Origin of the sequence: Marinobacterium mangrovicola (assembly GCF_004339595.1) — a bacterium.
GTDB classification, from domain to species: domain Bacteria; phylum Pseudomonadota; class Gammaproteobacteria; order Pseudomonadales; family Balneatricaceae; genus Marinobacterium_D; species Marinobacterium_D mangrovicola.
This window is the reverse complement of sequence record NZ_SMFU01000007.1, coordinates 274,018-300,356: the sequence shown is the minus strand read 5'-3', so window position 1 is coordinate 300,356 and position 26,339 is coordinate 274,018. Positions and strand designations below refer to the sequence as shown.

Annotated in this window: 9 protein-coding genes; 3 read left to right on the top strand and 6 right to left on the bottom strand. The window is 59.9% G+C overall.

Annotation, left to right across the window (positions count from 1 at the left end):
* Positions 1-11: 11 nt before the first annotated feature.
* From pbpC to CLV83_RS02175, 4 genes are all read right to left on the bottom strand, one after another.
* Positions 12-1,958 (bottom strand): penicillin-binding protein 1C, encoded by a 1,947-nt coding sequence (gene pbpC, locus CLV83_RS02190; protein ID WP_165900218.1) that lies wholly within the window; start codon positions 1,956-1,958, stop codon positions 12-14.
* Positions 1,959-1,965: 7 nt separating this feature from the next.
* The gene (locus CLV83_RS02185) at positions 1,966-7,062 is read right to left on the bottom strand and encodes an alpha-2-macroglobulin family protein (protein ID WP_165900217.1); all 5,097 of its coding nucleotides are present in this window, start codon (positions 7,060-7,062) and stop codon (positions 1,966-1,968) included.
* A gap of 388 nt (positions 7,063-7,450) precedes the next feature.
* Entirely contained in the window at positions 7,451-7,843 is a 393-nt protein-coding gene (locus tag CLV83_RS02180) for a hypothetical protein (protein WP_132286874.1), read from the bottom strand.
* Positions 7,840-9,210, bottom strand: coding sequence for a CHASE2 domain-containing protein (locus CLV83_RS02175; RefSeq protein WP_132286871.1), 1,371 nt, complete (start codon positions 9,208-9,210; stop codon positions 7,840-7,842). The genes CLV83_RS02180 and CLV83_RS02175 overlap by 4 nt, the downstream gene beginning before the upstream one ends.
* A 227-nt stretch (positions 9,211-9,437) precedes the next feature.
* On the opposite strand from CLV83_RS02175, the gene CLV83_RS02170 reads away from it, so the two are divergent.
* The 3 genes from CLV83_RS02170 (at position 9,438) to CLV83_RS02160 (ending at position 16,252) form a co-directional block, all read left to right on the top strand.
* Positions 9,438-10,229: a hypothetical protein gene (locus CLV83_RS02170; RefSeq protein ID WP_132286869.1), complete on the top strand. Its 792-nt coding sequence runs from the start codon at positions 9,438-9,440 to the stop codon at positions 10,227-10,229.
* Positions 10,230-10,314: 85 nt separating this feature from the next.
* Positions 10,315-11,106 (top strand): anti-sigma factor, encoded by a 792-nt coding sequence (locus CLV83_RS02165; RefSeq protein ID WP_132286866.1) that lies wholly within the window; start codon positions 10,315-10,317, stop codon positions 11,104-11,106.
* 25 nt (positions 11,107-11,131) lie between these two features.
* Complete coding sequence (locus CLV83_RS02160) at positions 11,132-16,252, top strand: caspase family protein (RefSeq protein WP_132286863.1); 5,121 nt, start codon at positions 11,132-11,134, stop codon at positions 16,250-16,252.
* 541 nt (positions 16,253-16,793) lie between these two features.
* On the opposite strand, the gene CLV83_RS02155 is transcribed toward CLV83_RS02160, so the two are convergent.
* Together CLV83_RS02155 and CLV83_RS02150 are read right to left on the bottom strand one after the other, a co-directional pair.
* Entirely contained in the window at positions 16,794-18,908 is a 2,115-nt protein-coding gene (locus CLV83_RS02155) for a caspase family protein (protein WP_132286860.1), read from the bottom strand.
* Between the two features lie 107 nt (positions 18,909-19,015).
* Entirely contained in the window at positions 19,016-26,197 is a 7,182-nt protein-coding gene (locus CLV83_RS02150; RefSeq protein WP_132286857.1) for a CHAT domain-containing protein, read from the bottom strand.
* Positions 26,198-26,339 lie beyond the last annotated feature (142 nt).

Genomic DNA, 26,339 nt, shown 5'->3' with positions numbered 1-26,339 from the left:
GGCAAAAGAGCTCAGTTCACAAACTGAACGAAGATACTCTGGGCTTGATCGCAGCTTCCATACCTCGCGCTGATCACGTTCGCTCCCGCGTGCTCAAGCGGTAGCGTGCCATTCTCTACCTCGACGGCCTTGCCGTTGAGATACCAGCTCACACCAGTGTTACGGCTCGCTACGGCAATTCTGCCGTTCTGCGTAAGGATCAGCTCGTCCGGTTCTGGATACTCGATAAGACGGTTACAGTTGGCCTTCGCAACCAAGGGCCTTTCCTGCACTGCAATCTCTGGAATCAACGGCGGCTCCAGCCCCAGTGCCAAAATCAGCTCACGCCCTATGGGACTGGCCGTTTGTGCTCCGGAGATCTGCTCCCCGGAAAGATGATCCGGACTGCCCACCCATACCAGCACAAGATGGCGTTGGGTGACATGAATCGACCAGGCATCGTTACGACCATCGGATGTACCCGTCTTGACCACGTAAGGCAGGCCGCGGTTATCGCGCTGCGAGAGCAGAGAAACAAGCTGGTCGGAGGCCTGGTTACTGAGAATGCCCTCGCTGTATTGTTCGTTTGCATCTGACAGAAACGACAATCTTGGCGCGGGCTGATCGAGCATCCCCAGGTAAAGCGTCGCGAGCTGCTCGGCGGTCATGTAAAAGCCGCCCACCGCCAGCGATAAGCCGGCCCCTTGCGCCTGGGTTCGGGGGATCGACAGATACTGGCGCAAGCGCCTCTCCACGTTCTGCGGCCCCAGCCTTTCGAGAGTGTTGATCGCGGGAATATTCAGTGACTGAATCAGCGCCTCTTTGAGACGGACACGGCCATGAAAACCATCGTCAAAATTGGTCGGCGCATAACCCTCAACCTGAATCTCCGTATCCAGCATCGATGACTGCGGCTCCAGCAGACCCCGCTGCAACGCCATACCGTAAATCATCGGTTTGAGCGTAGAACCGGGGCTGCGCAGGGCCAGCAGGAAGTTATTGGCGCCCTTGCGCTCAGCATTAGCGTAACCGGAAGACGCCAGGTAGGTTTTCACCCGGCCGGTGCGCCGCTCCACCACCATCACAGCAGCGTTATAGGCAGAGCCATGTGACGCGATAGCACCGCGCAAGATCTCACGGGCGCGGGCCTGCCACTCGCCATCGATATGGGTGCGAACAATGCCGCCCGAAGCGCTGCCCAGACGATCGATCAGATGCGCATCGCCAGTACTAAAGCCCTGTTTGCGCAGCGGAATCAGCTCCGCCTGGTACTCCTCAAGCTGCTGCTGACTCCAACCGAAAGACTCGGCTACATCCTGCAGCACCCGTGATGTCGCACGCTCGGCGGCCTCTCTGTGGCGATCGGGACGACGTGACTCCGGTGACTGGGGCAGCGCGACAAAAAACGCGGCCTCCCTGTAGGTCAGGTGCAAGGGTGAGCGGTTAAGCCAGGCGAAGCTTGCAGCGCGGATCCCTTCAATGTTGCCGCCATAGGGGGCGAGGTTGAAATAGGCTTCGAGTATCTGCCGCTTTGACCAGTGGTGTTCCAGCCGCAGCGCCATCAACATCTGCTCAAGCTTCGCACCCAGAGTCTTGCGCCCCAGCTCCGGATACATCAGCCGTACCGTCTGCATCGTCAGCGTAGACGCGCCCGACACCACCCTGCCATGGTGCAGCATAGTGCTCATTGCCCTGAGAACCGCCAGCAGGTCGACACCCGGATGTTGCCAGAAGCGTTTGTCCTCGTAGGCCACTAGCATCTCGATCAGGCGCGGATCGATCTCCTCCAGGGACACCGGTTCACGCCAGAAGCCATCGACGCTCAGACGGGTCGCCAGACGCTCGCCCTGCTGGTCCAGTACCACGTTGGCTGTACTATCTAGCCGGGAGGTCCCCAGCGGCTGCCGGATATAGACGGCCAGCGCCACCAGCAGCAAAGCTGCCAGCAGCCCCAGTATCAGCAGCGTTCTGCGGATCATTTCTCTGTCACTTCTCCAGGATCTGCGCCTCGCCAACGCTGCTGCGGCCATTCACCTCCGCCCGATACATGAACTCCGCATGGGCATCGGGCAGCTGCATGGTACCGGGATAAGCGGCACGCACCCGGTAGTGGATCAGCGCACTTCTACCCTCGCTCCAGCTCAGGTCGAAGTTGGCCACGTAGCGATCATCCATGCGCTGCTCCCAGGTGGGTCGCGCCGCGCGCAGATTGGAGAGCAGTTCCACCTTGCCAGCAGCTAGCTCTATCCGAGGCTCTATGCCTGAATCGGCTTCAAGCTCGAAGCCCGAGGGCAGCAGATCGGTCAGCATCAGGTTGCCATTGCCCAGCTCTTTATCGGCCCTCACATGGACAACCACATTGACCGACTCGCCCTGCTCCAGACTCAGACTTTGATTTCTGCTGAGGATGCTGCCGCTGTCATCGACCCAGAATTTTTCCACCTTCAGACCATTGCGCAGCGCCTGTGAAGAGCTGCGCGGGCCGATGATCTCGGCGTTCAGGAACAGCGTCTCGCTGGCATCGTGTTCAAGGCTGAAACCCTGTACCGCCAGTTCCGCCGGAATCGCCAGATCCGCACCGATGGGCTCACCATTGACGCGGATATTCAGCGCGTCCGACCTGTCCGCCCCCTCGGTCAATGCCGCCAGATGGGCATTGTTGAGCGTGGAGCGGTAGCGCAGTTCAGAGAGCCCCTGGATAGCACGATTGCTCAGGGAGTCCGTTAACGCCGTGCGGTAGGCCGGCGGGATGGTTGCAAGCATGATGCCCGAGGTGGTGATCCAGGGCCGGGATTCAGATTCAGTGCCGGCCTCGGCGATCAGGGGATCAAACCAGCGTTGAGCAGGCGTCTGCTGCTCAGACCTGCTGACCAGCGCATCAGACGCTGCACTCAGCTCAGTCAGCAGACGCTCAGCACGTTTGTCATCCTGAATCTGCGCCGCGCTCCAGTAGGCGGCCAGCAGCAGATCCATGCGCTGCCGCGGGTCGTTTTGTTGCGCCAGCGCCGCGGGTAACTGCTCGTCGATGGCATAGCGGGCGCGACTGGTGACCTCATAGCCCGCCTTCGCCAGCACGCCGTAGGTATAAAGCGCGGTCCAGGCATCCTCGACGAACTGGCGATCGAGGTAGGTCAGCGCGCGATCCAGCGCAGCTTTTGCCGCTTCCGGGTTCGATGCATAGGGCATGGCATCAAGCAGCGTTTCGGCGGCGTAGGCCTGGTAACGCTCCTCGACCCGATCATCCCTGTCCCAGTAGCCGAAGGAGCCGTTGGCTTTCTGTTTCGCCAGAATAGCGTCGATACCGCGGTTGATCTTGCGCTCCAGCCGGCTATCCGCCGCGTTGAGCGACGCGATCGCAAGCAACCCACGGGTGCCACTGGATACCTGTTCGACACAGCCGTAGGGATAGCGATCCAGAGCCGCCACCGCCTGGCGCAACGAAGCACCGGGGCGCGTGGAAAGCGACCACTGGATAGCCGTAGTTTCGGGGTTGGCAAACCCGGAAAGATCCATTGGTGCTATCTCGAAACGTCCATCCTGGGCAGCGGACTGCGGCAACTGTATCGAGCGCATCTGCGCCAGCGGATAGGAGGTCTCCCTGGCCTGGATGCTGTAGTCCCGGCGCACCGACTGATCGTTAGCGCTCAGATCGATCTGCACAGGGATCGCGCCCGCCAGGGCGCTGTGCAACGGTAGCGCCTGGTTCAGGCGCTGCCCCTCGGCGGGGCTTGCCAGAGTTGACGTCGTGCTGTCCTCTCCGACCTGGAGATCCAGCGTCAATTCATCTCTGGGCTCATTCACACGCAGCCCGAGCTTGCCTGCAATCCTGTCGCCAACGCCGACAAAACGCGGCAGCGAGACATCGATACTGACCGGGTCCTGCACCCGGATCTGCGCCTGCTCAAAACCAACGCCCTGATCGGAAACCACCAGCACCACGGCCCGCATCTCACCCTCAAAATCCGGCGCATCAAAGGTGTATTCCATCACGCCCTGCTCGATATCAAGCAGCGGCGAGTGCTGGGTCACTGTTTTGAAGAAATCAGAGCGCAGCACGCCGGGGTCGCTCTCTCCCTGGTCACCGCCGACGCCATAGGCCTGAAGCTGCTGGTCCTGCTGGATCAGCTGACCGAAGTTCGAAAGGAACCCGAGGGATAGCTTGCGCTGTCCGAAAAAGAACTCGCGCGGATCCGCATTGCGGTAGCGGGAGATCGCGTGAATCCCCTCATCGACAAGGAAAATCATCCCCTTACCAGCGTCGCTGTTCACCCGTACGCGGATTGTTGTGGGCTGACTGGAGCGCTGGGTTTCCGCCACCTCAACCTCGGTATCGAGCAGCCGTCCCTCGGCAAGATGATCGATCCAGGCACTACCCATGGCGATCTGCGGCAGGTGCTCGGAGCCTCTGGCCACCGGACGCACCAGGGTCGCCAGCAGATGAAATCCGGGTTCCGCATCAACCTCACGGGGAACGCTGAACTCATTGGCGCCCTGCTTCACATCAAGCAGACGATAATCCTCGATATCGGCGCTGGCCTGCATCACCCGCAGGGTGCCGGAGAACGGAGCATCCAGCTTGAGCAGCAGCTCTTCATCATCCTTGGCCTCAACGGAGAGCTCCAGCTGCCCCGGCTCACTGACCGGGGTGTCTCCGTACCAGCCGACACTGAACGGAACCACCGTGGTAAACCCGGTGCTATCGACGACCACCAGCTCATAGCTGCCCCAGTCCAGGCTGTCGGTCAGCACCAGTCGGTGATCGCTGGTCTCGCCGGCGGTAACAACCCTGTCGCCCTGGCGTTTGCTGCGGTAGCGCCAGCCATTATCGAAGTACCAGTCAAAGGAATAGTCCACTTCTCTCAACTCGTAGCGGACCTGCTCAAAGGGCAGAGTTGCGCCGTCACGATTCACCCGGATCAGATCGAAGACCGCATTCTCCCCCTCCTCCAGCGCACCGGAGAACTGGGGCCTGGCGCCCAGATAGGAGCCTGTAGCATCAACCTTGACCTGTTCGTAGACGCTGTTGGGCCGCCCCCCCACATCAAAGACCGAGCCTTTGAGACTCAGGCTATAGAGGCCACTTTGGGCAAACTCGTCCTGGGGCAGACTGAAGGCGTAGGTCGACTCACCCTGCGCACTCAACTTGCCGGTAAATGTATCCAGGTATTGCTGGGGCTGCTCCTTGTCGGAGCCAAACAGGTAACCTTTCAGCGCATCGGACTCATGGGTGTTCGACAACTTGATCGCTGCCACCAGCTCCGAGTCCAGATTCGCCGCCTTGCCACCGGAAAAATATTCCGCGGACAGAGTGAGGCCGGTTTCCTCTTCGATACTCCAGGTTTCCTGGGTCTCCAGCTCAGCTCTCAGGGTCAGCGGAACAAAGTCTTCCACGCGCACCTTGTGGCGTGCGAGCACGACATCGTCCATTCCTTTGACAACGACCTCGTAGGTGCCCAGTTCGATATTAGCGGCCAGGTCAAAAGCGCTCTGCGCCAGGCCAAACTGATCAGGGCTGATACTGCGCTTGTCGATAACATCCTGGTACGCGTCCACCAGCTCGACTTTAAGATCAATCCCTTGCAGCGCATCCAGCTTGCTATCACGTCCCATCAGTACAAACTGGATGCTGTCTCCGGCGCGATAAAGCTCCCGGTCGGAGGTCAGATAGATGTCGCGATCCGTCGCCTTGGCCATCCCTTTTTGCCCGGTCTTCAGCTCACCGCCCCCGGCGCTGAACTGCAGTAGCCCAAGCCCCTGGCGCTGCCCGTCAACCAGCAGGAACGCCGGCGCGTGCCCTCCCTGTCCCGCCAGCAGGTGGCCGGGAATACTCAGATGGCCACTGCGGTCAGACTTACCCTCGAACAGCAGGCGGTTGTTCTGGGCTATCACCTGCACCTGCGCGTCCGCCACAGGGTCCATGGAATCGAAGGCCGTCAGGAAAATATCGGTCTGGTTGCGGCCGTGATAGCTGGAGATCGACAGGTTGGAGCGGATCAGCCACTGGGTCGGTTTCGTGTCCCACTCTCTGAGGTTAAGATCCTCGGAGTCAAAAACCGCAACATAGATCCCTTTAGCCGGATTTGGCAGCAGCGAATCGAGATTGATATTGACCGACCGGGTGCTGTTTAACGTAGGTTCCAGCTTCACCTGCTTGCTACCGAGCGAGCGGGCATATTCCGAGGACAACCACTCTCTCTCATAGCCGGATATGGACTTAAAAAGAGAGCCCGCGCTGGTGATACTGCGCAGGTCGACCTCGAACAGTTCGATATTCACGCTGCTGACATTGGTCAGCTGAACGGGGATCAACGCCTCACCTTCAACCGGCAGGATACGCTTGCCGGATACCAGCTCGATCGCTGCTGGCCGATCACCGGTCGCGCCCCAGAAAGAGACGCCCTCCTGCAGCACTATCGGCTGGCATCCTTCACCGCTGCAGGCGCTAAGCTCCAGCCCCGACAGCAACTCGACCTTGTAATTGGTCGAATATTCCAGCCCCTCCAGGCACAGGTCCGACTCGCTGCGACGCAGACGCTGATAATTAACCGCATCCTCTTCCAGCTCCTCACGGGACATTACTGCCGTAAAGCTGACAGGGTTATCCGCTTGGGTCACCCGAAGATAGTTTTCAAGCTGTGGAGATGAGGGATAGAGATAGCTCTCGTTCTGTTTATCGAACAGGGTCAGACAGAGCCTTGCCGTATCGCCCGCTGCATCGAACCTCAATAGCGTCGAGCCTACGGCGCTGTTGTTGACCACCTCTTCGAAGCCCGCTGCATCCGCCGTATGAATCTGTCCGTCGATAACAAAGGTCAGCAGCCGACCGCTGGAAGCCAGGGCGGTATCGACCTCGCTGACACCGAGTCCATCAACGACCTGCCCGGTTTCGATCTCATAGCCACTGGATGAACTCACCCTGGAGACAGCCATATACTGGCTGGCCGCAAAGGCGGACTGCACAGAGGCAGCCAGCAGAAATGTCAGCAGCAGCTTCGGGCGTAACTTCTGTCTTAACTTCTGTCGTAACTGGCTTGGAAAATTAAGCGACGCCATGTTACTGGCCAGCGCGTTTATACACTTCATAACCCGTTTTTCTTCCCTGTTGTGTAACGGTTGCTGATTCAGCCGATTGTTCCTGCCGCTCCAGGCAGAGATAAACGCCTTAAAGACAGGAGGCGGAGCCCCTGCGGCGCTTTGATCCTTAACTGGCTCGCAGAGCTCAATGAATGCAAAAGATTTCGCTGCCGGAATACCTGGCAACGGGCTGTCTTCTCGATATGTAGTTTGCGTCATTCCACTGGCCTCCGGTCTGATCAGAGCTCTTTTTTCCTTTGAGATGGACCGGAGCGCGAAAACGCTACAGTTTTTTATCTGATCACTTTTTCACTGACTGCCAGATATCCGCCATCAGTTGCAGGCTGAGGCATAGAAGAGCCCTCTCCCTGACAAAGCGATTTACCGATGCCAGGCATCAGCGATCCTCATCAACCCTGTTGATGCAGTGTAGGGCAACCCCCTGCTCCAGCCCGCGCAGGCCATAGTTGCGATAGTCTTCCGCCTTTCCAGCCACGCTCTCCTGACACTCAAGCAACAGTGCATTCTCCTCACTGAGTTGCACCGAACTGCGCCCCACCCAGCGCAAGCCCAGCCCCGGCATATTCACCAGCAGCTGTCGCCCTTCGCTCTGCAGGATAGTCAGTGGTGGCTGGGGTAGACGTTCACGATCGATGACCTCCCAGCTTCCATCCGGCAGCGTGAGATCCACCGCCGGTTCTAACCAAGCCTCGACCAGCGGCTGCGCCTGCACTGGAACCACAGTCATCAGGACAGTGAGCAGCAACCCTGCGCGAAATATCGCTATCATCGCCCCGAACCCTCCCGATTTAACGGGTCAGAATAGTTACGATCCAGGCGCTCAAGCAGCAGCATCCCCACCCCCCCCATCGCCAGCAGCGAGATCCAGCCGGCCGGCGCCAGATGCAGCCAACCATAGCTGAACACCAGCATCAGCAGCACAAAACAGCCACCAAGCAGCCAGTAGCTGTCACCCAACTGACGGGTCCAGCCGATCGCACGTGCGCGACGACTTCGCAAGGCAATCAACGCCAGACAAAAAATCCCCCAGAATAGTAATAACAATGGCCGAGCCCGCGAGCCATCGCGGATATAGCTTTCTCCACTGGCCATCAGGTTATCCAGCGCCATGGCATGGAAGAAAACCCCAGGCAGGGTTCCGTGCACCGGTGAGACCACATAATCCTGAAGCCCCTCGATCTGGCCTCCGACCAGCACCAGGCTGCCGTTGATCCAGTCGTGCAACTGTTGCCGCTGTTCGGGATCTGGCGAGCGCGCCAGCGCCATCAACTCATCGGCGTATAGCACCCGCTGCGGAGCGCATACCGGCACCTCACTGCTATCTATAAAGCTTTGAAACGCACCCTCGAACAGCTTCACCGGTAGTTCCAGTAGCGCCGAAACAAGGCCGGAGTCCGTTTGCCGACACTGGTCACGGCGATGCTCCACCAGCGCAGGCGCAGGAATAGAGCTCCAGCGCACACTCATGGGCACTGAATACGCTTCCGCCGTCGGCGTGCAACCGGCGCCTTCACAATAGTGTTGGTAAAGCGCCATGGCCGCCGTGGTCCGTTCGTTCACCTGCAACGGGTAGTAATCGCCGACCGCCTCCCAGCCGTTGATCACCGGCTCCGCAAAGCGCTGCAGGCGTTCGGCAAGCTCAGGCTCAAGCGGCGCATCCACTGTCCCCGACGCCAGCAGCAGTGGTACGCCGGTCAACTGTTGGCTGCGTTCGAGCTTTTGTAGCGCCCGTTCAAAGGAGGGATCGACGGAGCGTCTTTTCATCCACATCACGTCGTAGAACAGTGCCCGGGGCTTCTGCGCCATCAGTAGCGACAGCAGGTTCACCTGATCGAGATAGGAGAGCGGCCAGTCGTTGGCCTGCCAGAAGGCGGGATAAAGATTGTCGATGCTGCGGTCGTTAAACAGCACCACAAGAATAGAGCGCTGTCCCGGCTCGCTGTCATACCAGCCGGAAGTCATGCGGTAAATCGCCTGCTCCGAAGCACGATCGGTAGCGGCACTTATACCAAAGGGGTTGGAATAGATCATCCAGCCACCGGCCAGCATAAGGAACAACCACTTCCATGCAAACCCGGCCCGGCTGCACAGCAGCGAGGTGATCAAGCCATCAACCCTTGCGCGTATCCCCTTCATGCCTCTCCCTTATATAAGCTTCCGAGCAATTTACCCGCCGCTCCCGGGCACGTCCATATATCGCCACCATCTACCTCGATCTGCTATCGCGGGCAGCGATTATCGCGAAGGAGATCGGAAAACCTGAGAGTGATTTATTGACCGCTCACCTAAACTCCGACCTAATCAAGGTTTCTGGCCGGTGATTCTTCACGAGGAGTAGAGCGATTACAGCCTTAGAGGGACAGATGGACTGGTCCGCCATCGTATTTGATCAACAGACGCAGGGCCGGATCTCCGCGCTGTGCGAACGTCGTTTCGGCAAGACCGTGGATGCGGAGGTTGCCAGCCAGTATGTGCTGGAGAAGCTCAGTGCCGACGACTGGCAACTGTGCCGTAAATTCACCGGCCGTTCCCTGCCACAAACCTACCTTTATACCCTGTGCAGCAACCTGGTTGAGGAGCACGCGCGCAAGCAGTATGGCCGCATCCGTCCGCCGGCCTGGCTGAAGCAGCTGGGAGACACCTGGCTGACGCTGTGGAAGCTTATCTGCCTGGAACGCCAGCCGGTCCCTGCCGCCATCGAACGTCTCGCCGGCAGAGACGAGACCCTGCGTAACAGCGTCGGACTGCTGGATATGGTGCGCACCATCAAGGCACGGCTGCCCTGGTGCGGCCAGCAGACTGGTGCTGTCACCACGGAGCAGGAACCCGAAGAGGAAGCGCATACACCCGCCGCGCAATCCGACTCCTCCATGGAAACGCTGCTACTGCTGCTACACCAGGTGGTACTCAACCAGGAGCCGGAGAACAAGGCTCAGACCCAGGATGCACTGAACAACCTGGGGGCTCAGCTGACGCTGGATGACGAACAGCGGCTGGTGCTGCGCATGGCCTACGTCGATGGCATGAAGTTCAGCGCCATCGCCCGGGCCCTGAATCTGCCGGCACACAAACCGGCGCGGGTGGCGAAACAGGCGCTTACCGAACTGCGTGCAGTGCTGCAAAGACATAATCTGCTGCCGGAGGAGTTACTGTGATCATCAAACTGGCGGCACAAAAAGAAACGAAAAAAGCAGCGCTGTTCCGCGGCTCTGTCCATCAGAGTGTTCAGGGGGTGGCGCAATGACCGCAGACAGAGACGAGCAGCAGCAGGAATACCTGGCCCGTCTGGCGCTGGCGATTGCCGAAGCCAGCACCGCCTCAGGCCCTGAGCCCGATAACGAAGACCTGGCCGCCCTGCTCGATAACCGCCTGCCGTTGGAGCGGCGCCAGCAGGTGATCAGCCATCTCGCCAATAACAGTGAGCTTTACAGCCAGTGGCAACAACTGCTGACCGACCTGGAATGCTGGGAAACCTCCGACACCAATGTCAGCAGTATCTCAGGCCGTCATCAACCCAAGCGCTGGCGGCACTGGCTGGCCGGCGTCGGCGGTCTGGGCACCGCCGCCGCTGCACTGCTTGTCGGCTGGCTGATACTCAGCCCCGGCACCGATGGCCCGCTGAGCCTGGATCAGGCCTATGCCGAATACTCGCCACAGCTGGTCGAGTTTCTCAGTGAGCAACCACGAATGCGTGCACTGCCGATCGCCGTCGACCCTGAAACCACGGCAATGCTGGCGGGGATTTACGCCGGGCAGCAAAGGGCCGGAATAGCCACCAGCTTCGGCGGCATCGGCGAGGCGCAACTGGAGATGGCCCAGCAGCAATACGGGGACAAGCCTCAGCCATCGCAAAACCCGGCGTTCGAGCGCGGCCGCTGGCTGGTGATCGGCGCCGCGATCTGCGCAAGCGAACCGGATCAGATAGCCCGGATCACGCTGCCGCCGCCGGCCGATTCCCTGCCAGAACCTCAGGCGAGCTGCGATTTTATCGATGCTCAGATGAGGCAACTCCAGGCGCTGCTGAAACCTTGACCAGACACCAGATAGGATAATCGACGTGCTTCTTCGCCTGCCGACCCGGTCATCACCCATACCCTTAGCGCTACTGCTGACGCTGCTTACGGTTCCACAGTTGGTTGCAGCGGTTGAGCCGGATTACCGCTCGATCCCGCAGGAGGTGCTCAGCCTGAGTGCGGTTTGCGATACCGAGCAGCTTGATGCCGACCGCTGCGCTGAGCGCCTGCGCAGAACTTACAACGAAGCGATCATGAACCAGGCTCCTGAGCTGGAACTCGCCCGACTGGCAGAAGCCGCCTCGCGAACCGCAGAAATGGCCTCGGACCAGCTAGGGTTCGACGACGGCAATCGATCTGCAACCCATCGTGTCAACGCCATGCAGTTCACCCAGCAGGCGCTGAATTTCTATAACTCGGCGCAATCAGCGCGGATGCTGGTGATGCTGCACCGGCTGGCGAAGTTCAGCATTGCACCCGGCTATGCCGGACTCAGCCCTGCCCCGCTGGAGGCGACGCTGGCGCAGATCGACCAGTTCACCGAAAAGCTGCCCGAGCAGGCTCTGCTCAGCAAGGCGGAGTTTTCGGCCCTGGGGCCCCAATTTATCGCTGCCTTGATCAACCAACAGGGTTTCGATCAGCGCTGCTCCGGCGACCTGCCACAGCGCCTGAAGCAGCGTTTCGAGACCGCCCGAGAGGCTGCAGAGCGCGCGGAAGCCTGGCGGCTGCTGGTGGACCTTCGGCTATCACAGCCACAGGTCTGCAGCGCAGAAATGGGCGCGGAATACAGCCTGGACAACTCGCTGAAACAGGCGGAGGAGATCGCCCATACCCGTGGCCTGACCGATATCGAGGTCAACCTGAAGCTCGGCAAGGCCGGCATTACCGAGGTGGATGCGCCCGGCAGCGCACAGGTAGCCGAGGCACGCTCAGCCCTTGATGAAGCTGCGACCATCGCCCAAGGCTCACCGGAACTGGAGCTGCAGGTGCTGCTGGCCAGAGCGCGGCTGTCGATGGCGCTGGGAGAATACGCCAGCCTGCTCGAGCAGACCGAGGCGGTGTTCGAATTTTTCCAGCAGCACCAGGCGCAGCTGGAGGCCAAGGTCGATCCTGCCTCTATCGCCGCCCTGATTGAGCATGCGGCGATCACCTCATTTCAGCTAGGCCGTTACCAGGATGCCGAGCAGCTGCAGCAGGTGATAGTGACGCTGAGGCAGCGCTTCGCGCCCCCTGCAGAGATGCGGGCCCTGAATCACAATCTGGCGCTGTACCGGGCGCTTGGGGGCGACACGGCGGCCCTGGATACGCTTGAGCAGTTCACCGCCAACCCCGAAAACGAGCGCCTCTGGCGGCACGCACGCCATAACCTGGCAGAGCAGGCCTACGCAGAGGGTGAGATCACTGCGGCGCTCGACTGGCTGCAGCCGCTGGCGGAGCAGGATAAAGACGCGGGCGAAATAAAAAGTGGCTACTACAGTGCGCTCTACGGTCTTCTGCTGGCTGTCGATGGTCAGGTAGACAGAGCAAAAACCTGGCTCGAACTGGGCAGCAGCGGCTTCGGCTTTTCCGATGGCGCCATTCAGGAGAGCCTGATCGCCCTGGCTCAGCAGGCGGTCAATCCGTCCGCCCTGCAACTACGGCTCGAAGGTGAACTGCTGCAACCCAACCCGATCCGTTATTTCGACACTCTATGGTTCAAACACCGCAAAGACAACATCCAGTCTCAGGCGGCCGTGCTGAAGGCGGAACCTATGGGTGCCGGCAGCAGTCTGCCGAGGCTGACGGTGGATGTAGGTCATGAACGCAGCAGCGCCATCTGGCGCGCCGTCACCGCCCTGGCACTGACCCATGACGGGCAACAGGCGATCAGCTGCGGCGACAAGGGCCGTTGTACCCTCTGGGAAAGCGATTCAGGCCGAACGCTGCGCCAGTTCCAGGCCGGAGATGACGCCATCGTCAATCTGGCGATCAGCCCGGATGATCGTCTTCTGCTAACCCAGGGGTTCAGCGACAACCGGATCCGCGTCTGGGATCTGGATACCGGGCGTGAACTGGCCCAGTTACGGACCGACAGCAGCAGTAATATCGAGACCTTTGCCCTCACCGGGGATGGCCGCTACATCGCCGCCCTGCAGGACCAGTTTATCTATCTCTGGGATACCAACGACTTCACTCTGATACTGGCGCGCAGCCGCCAGGGTTTTGCCACGCAAACCGGTGATGCGAAGCTCAGATCCCTGGTTGCGGATAGCGGATCCGACGCTTCCACAGATGCACTGCTGCTGCAGTTCGCCCCCGATCCCAAACCGATTTTCGGCGATCTATCCTCTAATCCGGAGACTGTGCCAGACACAACAGCAACAGATCCGGCCGTCACAGCGATCTATCGCTGGCACCCCGAAAGGGATCAACTGGAACAGGTCACACAGTGGCAGGAGGATCAGGGTCGCTACCTGGTATCGATCGCAGGAGAGGCCTGGTTGAGCGGCGATGGTGACCGGAGGAAACCCGGACAAACCGAGGCTGAAGCCTGCGCCGAGCGCTGCCGCCTGCCAGACCTCAGCGACTTTGCAAAACCTCTGCAGGCGCTTGGATTCGATGCCACCTCCGCCTCGATCAATCAGAGTGAACAACTGGCCCTGGTCGCCGACCGCAGCGGCCAGCTGCTCACCCTGACACCGGAGAACCTTGTTGCCCGGCATACACCCAAGGTACGCCAGGTAAAGGCTGCCTTCTGGCAACCCCAGACGGAAACCCTGGAGGCCGTGGTTAAGACCTTCGCGGGCGATGCCGAGCTGATCCGCTGGGACACCGCTGCTGGCCGGGTCGCCTCCCGCCTGGAGGTATCCTCACTGATGGAATGGCAGCGGATCGACGCCCAACTCTGGGGTTTCCAGAGCCTGGATCTGCAGCGTCTGGATAGTGATAGCGGAACGCTTGCCACAACCGAGCTGCCACGCTGGGATGAGGAGTTCTACCCCGATATCGTCGCGCTTGGCGCGGCCGCCGAAAACCAGCTCTGGAGCCTGGAGAGCAACGGCTACTATGGCGATAAGAACCGTCTTAAGGCGCGCCTGATCAACGCAGCAGATCCGGCGGATGCACAACTGATGCCCTGGCAGCTTGATGCTGTGCAATGGCTCGCTCTGGACGCTGGCGGAGAACGGCTGCTGGTGCGTGACGAAGCGCCCTGGGGGCAGCCCACCACCGCGCGCTGGCTCGATCTGCATAGCGGTAAAACCCTGACAGAGTTTTCCCTTGAGGCCGATTTGAATGACCTGGAACCCCAGCAGCTGACTCTGATACCCGCTGCTGAGGTACCCGCTGCGGATGGGGTCCAACTTCTGATCGCCCTGCGCAACGAGCTGCAGCTGCGCAGCGCCGACGGCGCTCTGCTCTGGCGCCAGCCATCAACGCTGGGCGAGATCGCTGCGGTGGCTCCGGCCTCAAACGGCGAAGAGCTGGCAGTCGTGATCAATGCCAGTTCCATGAGTTTTATCCAGCGTTTTCGTACCCAGGATGGGCAGTTGCTCGATTCGCGGGTGTTCGACGGCCAGATCGAACAGTTGACCTACAGCAGCGACGACCAGGCACTGCTGAGCGCCACGCCGGATGGCACCCTGCAACTCTGGCCGAACGGAAAACGGGACTTTCTTGCCTCACTAATGCATCTCGGCAGCGATGAGTGGCTGGTTATCGATCCCCAGGGCCGCTACGACAGCGACCGCCCCGGCGATATTGACGCCGTCTCCTGGGTGCTGCCCGACGCACCGCGCCAAGCGCTGCCGCTGCAGGCCTTCATGCGCGACTATTATGAACCCGGATTATTGGGCCGACTGCTGGCCGGTGAGCAACTGCAGGCCCCTACCCCACTGTTGGCGCTGAATCGCGCTCCGTCCGAGGTAGAGATTCTGGCTGCCACTCCGACCGCCGAAGATCCGCTGCGAGTGGATGTGCAAATTCGTATCAGACAAACACGTACCGCTGACGGTGAGTGGTCGGGCGCCCGGGACCTGCGCCTGTTCCGTGACGGCCAACTGGTGGGGTTCGCGCCCCGGCGGGATGGCGAGCTGCCCATGGAGGGCGACGAAACCCTGATCAGTCTGCCAGGTATCCAGCTGCCGGCCACAGACGCCCCTGTCGAACTAAGTGCCTATGCATTCAACCGCGATGGTATCCGCAGCGAACGTTCGGCTCTGACGCTGACTCCACAAACGTCCACAGCGGCTACCTCGCCCCGCGTGGCCTACCTGCTCACCATCGGCGTCAACGAATATGAGAACAGCGCCTGGAACCTGCGCTATGCCGCCAACGATGCGCGCCAGATGCAGGCACAGCTGAAACAGTCACTGGAGGCCAGCGGCGCCTTCGATGAGGTGGTCTCGGTGCCGCTGATATCGGACAGCCACAGCCAGCCGGGAGAACGGGCAACCAAGGCGGCACTGCAGCAACGCCTCGCCGCTTTCGCGGAAACCGGAGACAGCGAGAGCAGCTGGCTACAAGGATATAGCCCGGATCTGAACGACAGTCTGTTTATCAGCTTCAGCGGTCACGGTTATGTTCACAACGATGGCCAGTTCTATTTCATGCTGGAGGATATAGGTGCGGGGACACAGCGGGAGATCAACGATACGGTGCTTGCAAATGCCCTTTCCAGCGATGAGTTGGCGCGCTGGCTACGCCCCATCGATATGGGCGAGTTCGTAATGATTGTCGACGCCTGCCACTCCGCCGCGGGTATCGCCAGCCCCGGCTTCAAGCCGGGCCCCATGGGCAGCCGTGGCCTGGGACAGCTCGCTTACGACAAGGCGATGATCTTTCTGGCCGCCAGCCAGGCGGAACAGTTTGCCCTGGAAAGCGATAACCTGCGCCATGGTTTTTTAAGCTACGCGCTGCTCTCGGAAGGACTTGCCGCCGGTCGCGCCGACTACAAACCGGCCGATGGCCGACTGGGCCTGTTGGAGTGGCTGAATTACGGCAGCGACCGTGTACCCGAGATGATCGGCGAAATGGCCCGTGGTGAGTTCAACCCGGTCCAGCGTGGCCTTAGCGTTAGCCGACCAACAACGGCCGATGATGAATTGGGCTCCAACCAAAAACCGTACCTGTTCGATTTTCGGCATGAGCATACTGAGTCACTCTATCTGAACAAAACTCCACTTTGAGTGTTATTCCGATCAGAAAAAGGCGATGCCACAGCGGCAAAATAATAAAAGCCGGTCTGCCAAACTGGCGACCGGCTTTTAGAACGCCATGAATGCGAGCGATTAACGGGTAGCGTCCAGAGATCCGCCGAGACTCTCCTGAGGATCCGCCTTACTGAAATCAAGCGATTCGCCAGCGGGCATATATTCGGGCTTTCCCTCACCGCCATTCGAATTCAAGGTTGCCTCTCCCACAGATCGCGAATTAGAGCAGCGCTCTATATAGCAGGCCTGCCCCCAGGGGGTTCTAACCGAGCATTCATTCAAAGCAATATTTACCGATATATTCCGGGACGCCGAGTGTCCCCGCCCCCAAGCTGCAGGGCTTACGGCATAACACTCCCAGGCCTGCTCAGGGCGGTCTAACACACCCAAACCAGCCATTGCGGGGCTGGCTAATGGGCTTAATGCCAGTACCACCCACGAAGCACAAACATACTTTTTCATAACGACACCTCCAACGGCTTTGGATAAGCAGACGCACCGGTAATGTAAATACGGTTTATGGGCTCACTTGCCAGCTGAACAGGTTGATCTCGGACGATGGCGCGGGCTTGCTCAGCTGGATCCCTAAACCACGGGTGCTCACATTGAGCGGCGCCTGTTGTAGATAGCCAAGGTCGGTATTAACGCCGACACCCGGCACCGAGCTGACCAGCAGATGCTCGGTGCCCACGGTGTCCACATTCACGTCCCACTGGAACGAGAGCGACTCACCGCTGCCAAGACGGTTCGGCTGACCGCTATCGGGATAGAGCTGATACACGCCGTACTGGCTATCGACGAACAGAATACTCACATCCTGGGGACGGGTGGCACGGTTGGTCAGGTCAAACAGGATACGGTCACCCTCGTTCAACACCGGTTTGGCATTGACGGGGAAATCCTCGGTTGTGCCATTGTGCTCGATTCTGAAACTGCTGCTGATCTGCTGGCCTCCCGGCAGGTGCTGCATGCTGGCCATCAGACGGGTCACCGTGGCGATCTTCTGCAGGCTCGCCGCCAGCAGCATTTGTTGCTGCTCCTCATCGCCGGTCAGCGGCATATTCAGCAGCTTCTGCGGCAGGCGCGTCTCGGTGCAGGTTGCCAGCTCTGTCTCGCTAAGAGACTGCTCTTCACAAGGCAGACTCTGGTCCGCCCGCATAAACCAGAGATGGTTATCGAACTCACTGACCAGAATATCGGCACTGTCCAGGGCGGTATGGGCGATACCGACGTCCTGAGCAGACAGCTGAGCCAGCCAGGCTTCAACCTGCTGCTGACGCTCTTCATTCATCGACCGCGACGGCAGCAGAGCCACGCTGACCTCAGTGCTGGCGACCGGCTCGATAAGACGCACATACACCGATTCGGGCCAGCCCACCGATTCTTCTTCGGGTACGCTGGCCCAGCTTTTCAATGGCGTGGCTTCCTCAAGCAGCAGGCTACCCAGGCTCTCGTCCTCTGAGGCCAGCGGCGAGGCTAACACCTCGACTTTGGCGCCCGCGTCCAGCAGCGTCAGCGCTCCCGCCTGAATCTCCAGCCGCCCGCGTCGCAGGTTTGCGGGATAGACCTGGGCGACTGACTGCTCCTCGTTAAATACCGGCCGGTTCATATCGCTGGCACTGAACAGCGGCTGGGTCGCCTGCCAGGGCAGGCTCTGATAACGGGATACCACCTGCTGCGCCAGCTGCTGATAGGTCAGCTTGGGGTTCGCACCCAGCACTTCCATCATTGTGTAGGTAAACAGGCCATGAAAACGGCGCCCGTCGCTGTTGCGGGGCAACTTCATCTCCGGCGTTGTCTCGGCACTCTGCGCGGCGGAGAAAGCGATCAGTTCACCGCGTTCGGCAGCAGGAACCGGTTCACCTTGTGATTGAGATGAAGTCTGTTGAGATGACTGCTGTTTAGATGAAGTCTGTTGAGTCGAGGATTGCTCATAGCCGCGAGTGGCAATCTCCACCATCGGGTTTGCCTCAGCACTACCTTCAAGGCTATCGGGAATCCCCAGCAGGTCACTGCCGACACGGCGATATTTCACCTCGGGCATCGCTACCGCACCACGGGTCATGGTGCCGGAATGGCAGCTGTCGAACACCAGCCAGACATCGGCACCGCGATCGCGGATACGGTCGATATAAGCGCCGATCTCGTCATCGATGATAGCGTTTTCCACGGAACCAATGCTGCTGTTCCACTTGTCCGCATCCATCGGCAGGAAGATCTCGTCCAGACCGTTGGTTTCAATATTGTCAGACGCCCGGGCCGGCTGACGGCTGCCATGGCCGGCAAAATGCAGGTAGATAAAATCCTCATCCTGCGCCGAAGCCGCCAGTCCCTCCAGCGCAGCGATAATATTGGCCCGCGTCGGCAAGGCCTGCTCCTCGGTTCCCGTCACCAGCTGTTCAATATTCTCTTCATCGAAACCACGCTGCAGCAGCACGCCATGAACTATCTCGGCATCGTGGACAGGACCAACGAGCTGCAATGACGCCGGCAGGTTGGGATACTCCGACACCCCTACAAGCAACGCCCGTTTCGCGGCCAGCACCGGCGTGCTCGCCAGGCCTCCCATTAGCACCAGGGCCAAAGCGCTGCGCTTAAACACTCGACTTGCCTGTCTGTAGGTGATCTTCATGCGGCTTATGCTCTCTTCATAGCTAAAACAGGGATCGCTCCAACGGGGCCTCAAACGCTCTCGCTGGCTCAGGTTAAATCGACCAAGGCTGGCGGTTTCTAAAACTATCAGGGTTTACCAAACAGGGTAAACGCCGCCCAGGCCGCTGGCTCGGCATAATGCCCGCCCTCAGCAATCAGAGCTCGCTGGGCGCTACTCATGGCGCTGAGGAAATCGCTCTCCGGGGCCTCACGCAGGTTGGCGTAAAAACGCTGCATCAGCTCCGCGGTGGCGCCATCGTCAACCTTCCAGTAGGAGGCAACCACGGTCGGCACGCTGGCCAGCGCAAACGCCCGGGCCAGAGTCGCGTACTCCATTCCGGGCTGCCCGATGCCGGTTTCACAGGCCGAAAGCACAACCAGATCGGTCTCATCCAGGTTGAGCGTGGCGATATCGATCACATTCAGGCGGTAGCTATCGGCCAACAGCAGATAGCTGTCCTCGGGGGCGGCCGGATCCAGTTTGCCATGGGTCGCCAGATGCACAATGCGCGCGTCGCTCACCGCGTCAGAAAGATTGTTGAAGGTCGCCTCAGGCCCTTCAAGCACGCTGGGAGCAAACAGCGCCTGCTCCGCAATACGGCTGACTTCGGTACGGGCGCCCGGCAGGGAGCCATCGGGATCGGCCACCAGGGTCATCCCCTCGCTGAACGAGGCGTTCTGCTGCAGCACCAGATTCAGGTGATACATGGAGGGTATAACACCCAGGTTGAATCTCTCAGCGGCATATTCTCTTTGCGGTTGCTGTTGGCGCAACAGCGCGGGGAACGGCAGATAGGTCAAGGCTCCCACCGGAGTGATCAGCACCTGATCCCTGCCCACCAGTTCACGCTCTACCGGCCGCAACAGCTTGTCGTACAGCCAGGCGAGTTTATCGTCCAGCCCTTCGACAACCGCAGATGGCGTGTCCTCGGGGGCTGAAAGACCGCGCCCTGTTTCGCTGCCAAGATGGGTCGCTCTGTAACGCAGGCCGCGAACCACCAGCCCTGCGGTCAGTTCCAGGTCAGCGCGGGAGACATTGACCTCGCGTATCTGGGCACCTTCACGGGTGACCAGCTGGATCAGCAGTTTTTCCGCCGTCGGCAGATACTGGATCAACACCTGGCGCTCATCCAAACGCCGATGCATGGCCGCGACCTCTCGGGGGTCGAGCTTGAGCATCTGGTAGAGCCCCAGGTGATCGGTTTCCAGCCGCGCCAGCAGTTTCTCCCGCGAACGGGTCTTGCTCTCCAGTTGCCGACGCAATTTCTCAGCCTCAGCAGCGCCAACTGACGCTGGACGCTCCGTTTGCTGGGCCGTATGCTCTGGCCCGGAGGCGCTTTCCGTAGACGGCGCTGCAGAGGATCCCGGCTGAAGTTCGTTACCGGTTTCGATCTTCTGCTCCAGCTTCGCGATCTGCTGCTGCATCTCACGATAGCGCTGCAATAGCTGCCCTTTCTCAGTGTCGGCAGGCAGGGAGGAGAGGAAAATATCGCCCAGAGCCAACTGCTGCTGGGCCTCGGGGCCCTGGAACGCCAACTGCCCGAACTGGTTGTCATTAAGCAGGGATGCCACCCCCTGGGAGTCATACACCAGCAGCCCCAGGTCGGTGCCCACATAAACACGTCCATTCGCCGCTACATCGACGGCATGAACGGTACGTCCGCCGTATTGCCCCAATGCCTGATCCTGGGGCAGAAGCTGGTTGAGGCGGTCTGGATAGAGCCAGCTGCCGGCGTGGTAAAGCACCACACCGCCCGCGGTCGGGAACAACCAGGTGTTTTCATCGCTGAAGCGCGCGCCCCTACCACCGGTCCAGAGCATGGAGCTTTTGGCAGACATCGCCTTAAAGCTGGGGTCTTCGAGCTCGGCGAAAGACTGGCGACGCTGCCAGGCGTCAGACGACGCCTGCTCCCTGACAAAACCGCGGTTGGTGGTCACTACCGCCGTTTTGTCATCGAGCGGCGTGTAGCCGGTGGCGAACCAGTGCGCGGGCTGACCCAGGTTGTCGAAACCGCTGCCGTTCCAGCGCAGTAAGCCGCCCTTGAGCCTCATCCCATCGTGCAACAGGTGCCCCTCGTCGGAGGCAACCACCTCTATGCCACCATCAAGCGTTTCATAAACCCGCGCCAGCATAGGGCTGCGTGAGGGAAAGCGTACAGGGTCGAGCAGATAATTGAACTCCTCAACCTGCTCCTTGCGATAGCGAAACAGGGAGGAACCGGAGACCACCCAGAGCGTACCCTGGCTATCGACCAGCATATCCTCAATTTTTCCGGACCAGCCCTCCTCGTCCACCGAAGGCCGGGCCGAGAAAAGCTCCTGGGGCTGATCGCTGCCGGGCGGGAAACGGAGTATCTGAGAACCGTCATGGGTAATCAGATTGCCCTCTGCATCCTCAACCAGATGGCTCGCATTGGCGGAATAGAAGTAGAGCGATTCGTCCGCCGCCTCGTCATTGTCCAGAAAGGCGATATGATGTCCCATCGCCATAAAGGCACCGTTGAGCTTGTCACTGACAAGCAGATCGTAAACCGGCCCCTGCTCATCCCTGAACGAGTCTTTATTCAGCCGGGTATAGACTCCCTCTTCGCTGTATAACGCCAACCCCGTCGCATCGCTCGTCGAACCTCTGGGGCCAAGGCTGAGCCCACCGCGCGCGGCGGCAAAAGGTAGAGGCAGGGCCTCGAAATAGCTGCCGTTGAACAGGTTGATCGCCCGGTCGGTATTCACCACCAGCACCTGGCCCTGCTGCTCCAGATTCCAGATAGAAAGCTCATGAATACGCTGCGACAGCAACAGATCGGAAGCACCTGCGATCAACAGGGGTTCCCCCTCGGCCAGATGCCAGTCGCCCTGCTCTACGCTCAGGTCATGGGCGAAAATCTGCTGCCGGCTGAGTTGATAAACCCGCTGCTCATCGCCCTGGTATGCAAAGCTTTCTCCCTGCCCCAGACTGACCCTGCCGGCAGCGGAGATAAGCCAGACCTGATTGTCTGCCCGGTACAGCAGCGCATCATCGGAGAGCCGCTGCACCTGGCGAATATCCGCAGCCCCGGCGGCTTCGATGGCAGCGACCTCGCTATCTGAAAAGCGCAGCTCAGCCAGCCCCCGGGCGGTACCGACCACTACCCCACTGGCATCAGCACTGAGCGCGTTAACCCGGCTGGAGGGCAGCCCCTGGGCCACACTCCAGAGTTTGAGCTCGGCGTCATAATCGCCGGGCAGTGCCATTAGACCATTGGCGCTTCCAAGCCAGAGCACCCCATCCTCTCCCTCGGCCAACGCCAGGATATTGGATCGGGGATCCAGTGCGCTCATCGACAGGGTTTTGGAGAAACTCCTCTGGCCGGCGTCAAAGCCGTACCAGTGCCAGTAACCCTCGCGCTGAACCAGCAATCCCTGGCTGGTTGCCAACACCAGGTCACCATTGGCCCGCAGCAGAATGTCCTGTTTCTCGACACCCGCCAACGCCTTGCCGAACAGTTCGTCATCGCCATGACGCTGCCAATAGGCACTGTTGGCAAAGTCCGACGCCTGGATATTGTGCGCCTCGTTCAATAACTTGAGCGGTTGCGATTCAACATCGGCAAGCGCCTCGTTGAGTGCAGCGGAGGAGCGATCCAGAGCGGCACTGCGCAGCCAGGAGTAGATACCGGACCAGGTAGCGAAGGTCTCTTCCGGCAAGCCTCTCGGCCGGCTCTTGCGATACATCTCGTGCAGTAGGCCCACCGATTCGGCCGCCAGGTCAAGCGCCGGGGCGGCGCCATCTTCAAAGCGTGCATAGTCGATAACGCTCAGCAGCATCTCTTCGGCTTCATCAAAGTACTCGGCGCTGTCTCCGAGATGCTCGACCAGGTGTGCCGCCAGATTAAATGAGGCCTGCTGCTCTTCGGGGCTCGCTGACGGGGTCTGCTGGTAAGCGGCCCGCAAGCTTTTCAACCGATCGTCCTTAACCGGCAGGGTGGGCAGATGATCCAGATCGTGAATGCGCTTAACCTGGTTCACCATGCCCAGCAGATGCTGGAAGGTGCGGGTAATACGCAGGGCCATCTCCTGTCCCTGGTCGGAATCGACGCCAATAATCTCTCCAGCCGGATCGTAGCTCACCCGCAACTCGCCCATACCGCGTTCGGCAATGCGCACCGGCTTACCCGCCTTGTTGTAGGTAAACTCAAGAACGCCACTGTCGCTGCTCAGCGTAGCGATCAGGTCTTCGCTGTCGTAGGTCAGCTCGATGGCGCGACCACTGGAGTCCGCCATCGACTGCAGTTGTCCGGTCTCGGTGTAGGCAAGCTCGATAAAGCTGGCTCCGCGGGCAAAATAGAGCGGCTTGCCGAAGACGAGATGGTCACGTCGTATCACCTGTTCACCGTTGGGCAGCACGATTTCGACCGAGGGAATGCCTTCATCCAGGCGATAGAAAACCTGGGTGCCGTCGGCGGTCAGCGCTTTCTGTCGAGCGCTGTCGAACCAACCGATATAGCGCAGGGATTCACCGGGCCGCTCGCTGCCCAGCGAGTATCGTTCAAATTCCGATAGCGAGTCGCCGAGCTTGCCCAGCGCCTGGCGCTCCCACTTTTTGTTCACATTCAGCCCGCGGGCATTCGCATCCTTGATCGCTTTGATGGCGACAATAGGACTACCGCCCCAGAGCAGCTGCTTGTGCAGGTAAGAGTCGACAATCTGGGAGTCATAGGGGTTTCTCGCCAGCATGCGCGCGCCGTACCCGAAGGTTTCGTTGCGGCCCAGTTCGCCTGAATAGCGGGCCACGAGATCGTGGAATATCCCTGTGTTGTCGCGCTGGTAGGCGCTGCGCGACACCAACGCTTTGGCTGCACAGGCTTTATCCTGCCGCGCCAGACAGAACGCCTCGCGATAGCGCAGGTAATTAGTCTTGCCACCGTATGCCTGACGGTATTCTTCAAACGTACTCTCTGCGGCGTTGGTCGTCTCCAGGCTGAGATTCTGCTGACCGCTCTGCTGTTCGAAAATCCAGGCCTGGTAAAGCAGCAGCGTGTTCCGGGCGCTGCGCGTTACCGGCAGCGTCGATGCGGCCTGCTGCTCAAGGCAACGCGCGACCCAGTCGTAGGCCTGCTGCCAATTCCTGGCATCAACATGGAAAGCGACCAGTTTGGTACAGGCAAAGGTTTCCTGGGGCGCAGCGCTGGCCGCCTCTTCCCACACCGAAGGAGCCTGCTTTAAACCCGCATCCAGCGCCTGCTGCCAGGCCGCACTCGACCAGGGCTGCTGCGCTAGCCTGAGGCCGATAAACTCATCAGCCTGCGCCTTGCCCTCCAGCGCCTCCTTGTAGTTATAGACCTTGCCCAGCAGCGACCCATTATCGGGAAAAGCGTTCAACAACGCCCCGGCCTGTTGCAGCGCCTGCTGCTGTTTATCGCTCTCCCAGAGCTCTTCCACTCGGCGCAGATGCAGTGCCAGCGACTGCGGTTGCTGCTGCAACGCCTCGCCAAGTAATGCCTCATAAACGCCCGCATCATTAAGCGCTTTCAGGTCGCCCAGGATGGCTTCAAACAGGTCCGCCGAGATGTGATCAACGGATTCGCGATAGCGGTTAAAAGCGGTCACCGCACCAAATCGATCACCGCTGTCGCGATAAGCCCGCGTCAGGTATTCCAGATGGACTGAATCTGGGGAATCTATCAACGGCCAGCCTTTAAGCGCCGCAGCGAGGGCTTCGTCTGGCCGTTTATCGTCAAGTTCGAGTCCAGCCTTCTGCATCCAGAGACGTCCGACCTGAGGATGGTCTTGCAAGGCCTGAGCAAGTTCCGCGCGCGCTGTGCCACGGTCGCCTTCGGCAATCAAACCTTCGATATAGTAACGTCTGGATCGCGGCGGCTGGCCGTCATTGCCGTACCAGTAGGCCACGCCCTCCGACAGACGACGGGCACGCTCACGCTGATCATTAATCATCAGCAAGCGGATGCCGAAAGAACGGTTCGCATAGAAAGGGAAGCGCACAATACCCTGAACCTGCCAGTCGAGCGCCTCGTCATAATACGCATTGCCGGACAGTGAAGATGAACGCGCCATCAGGGCACGGCTATCCTGGGGATAAGCAGCGAGGTAGTCTTCGAGGAACAGCAGCCGGTCCTCGTTACCCCAGCTATGCTGCGGCAGGAGTTCGGCAAGATAGCGGGCAACCTGACCTCCCGCTACTTCTGGCTCTTTGATAAATGCATTCAGGCGGGCTCTGACGCCTGGCTGATTCAGCGCTGACATGTTTTCAAACATCCAGGCCAGCTGCCACTGATCAGGCGCCAGCCTGGTAGCGACACTGAGGTAATCCAGGAACGCATCGTAATCTGCCCTGTCGCGGGCGATTATAGCCAGATGTACCAGAGCGAAAAGATCGGCAAGTTCAAACGCTGAATCGGCAGGAAACTGCTCCAGGGCGCTGACCGGATCGCTATCGATCGCCATCAGTACACGAGGCGTCAGTCCGAGCGCCTCGCGCAAGGGCTCAGGAGTATCTTCCCACCGTCGTTCCAGCCTTTCTGCCCAACGATTGGAGGCTGTCCAGATAAAGGCGGCCAGAGGGTGGCTCGCACCGGAGAGCAGATCACCTTCTATGCTGGCAGCCAGCTCCTCACTGCGACCTGCCCAGAAGAGCGAGCTCCAGTAACGTAAGCGGTCATCGTCATAATCGATCTGCGAGAGCGGATTCGAGCCAGGCACCGGCGTAGCGTCAATCAACCTATCCAGCAGGCTCCAGCGGCCCTGACCGATGGCTGTTTCCAGCGGAGTAAGCCCCCTGATATCCTGCTGCAGCGGCGATAGCCCTGCGTCGAGAAAACGCTGGCACATTGTTTCATCGCCGGCTGCCGCGCACCAGTGCAGGGCCGCCCCCCCTTTGGCATTGCTACGACCAGGATCGACGCCCTGCTCGAGCAGCCAGTTCGTAAACTCAGGCTGACCAGCCAGTATGCTGAGCTGCAACGGCAACTCGCCTGTCTCATCCGGCTGATCGAGCGCCGCGCCGGCATCACGCAGGATACGAGCCGCCTCAAGATCCCCCAGGCTGGCCGCCAGAGTCATCGGAGTCCGGCCTGATTCGGCCACCTGCTGCAGTTTGTCGGGATTTTCGGCCACCCAGGCGGTCAGTGCCTGGCGATTCTCTGCGCCAAGCAGTTGCGAAAACTTTTCAGCTGCCAGAGCGCTCGGGGAGATCAGGCTTGATAGTGTGATCAGGGCCAAAGCCGCCAATGTGCCAGCCCGGCGGGTGTACAAAGCAGTCTCTCTACGTTCCATCTAATGTGTCCTTACTACTCGGTGAGTACCAGTCATCACCTACTTGGATGGCCATAACCTATAAACCGGACACAGGCCCGATAGAGGATGCAGATTCAACCGAACATTCGTCCGACGTTCTATCAATACACACACCCAGGAT

Excerpts from the sequence above, each read along its gene's own strand:
- pbpC (WP_165900218.1), bottom strand. The coding sequence starts at position 1,958 with ATGATCCGCAGAACGCTGCTGATACTGGGGCTGCTGGCAGCTTTGCTG.
- CLV83_RS02185 (WP_165900217.1), bottom strand. The coding sequence starts at position 7,062 with ATGAAGTGTATAAACGCGCTGGCCAGTAACATGGCGTCGCTTAATTTT.
- CLV83_RS02180 (WP_132286874.1), bottom strand. The coding sequence starts at position 7,843 with ATGATAGCGATATTTCGCGCAGGGTTGCTGCTCACTGTCCTGATGACT.
- CLV83_RS02175 (WP_132286871.1), bottom strand. The coding sequence starts at position 9,210 with ATGAAGGGGATACGCGCAAGGGTTGATGGCTTGATCACCTCGCTGCTG.
- CLV83_RS02170 (WP_132286869.1), top strand. The coding sequence starts at position 9,438 with ATGGACTGGTCCGCCATCGTATTTGATCAACAGACGCAGGGCCGGATC.
- CLV83_RS02165 (WP_132286866.1), top strand. The coding sequence starts at position 10,315 with ATGACCGCAGACAGAGACGAGCAGCAGCAGGAATACCTGGCCCGTCTG.
- CLV83_RS02155 (WP_132286860.1), bottom strand. The coding sequence starts at position 18,908 with ATGAAGATCACCTACAGACAGGCAAGTCGAGTGTTTAAGCGCAGCGCT.
- CLV83_RS02150 (WP_132286857.1), bottom strand. The coding sequence starts at position 26,197 with ATGGAACGTAGAGAGACTGCTTTGTACACCCGCCGGGCTGGCACATTG.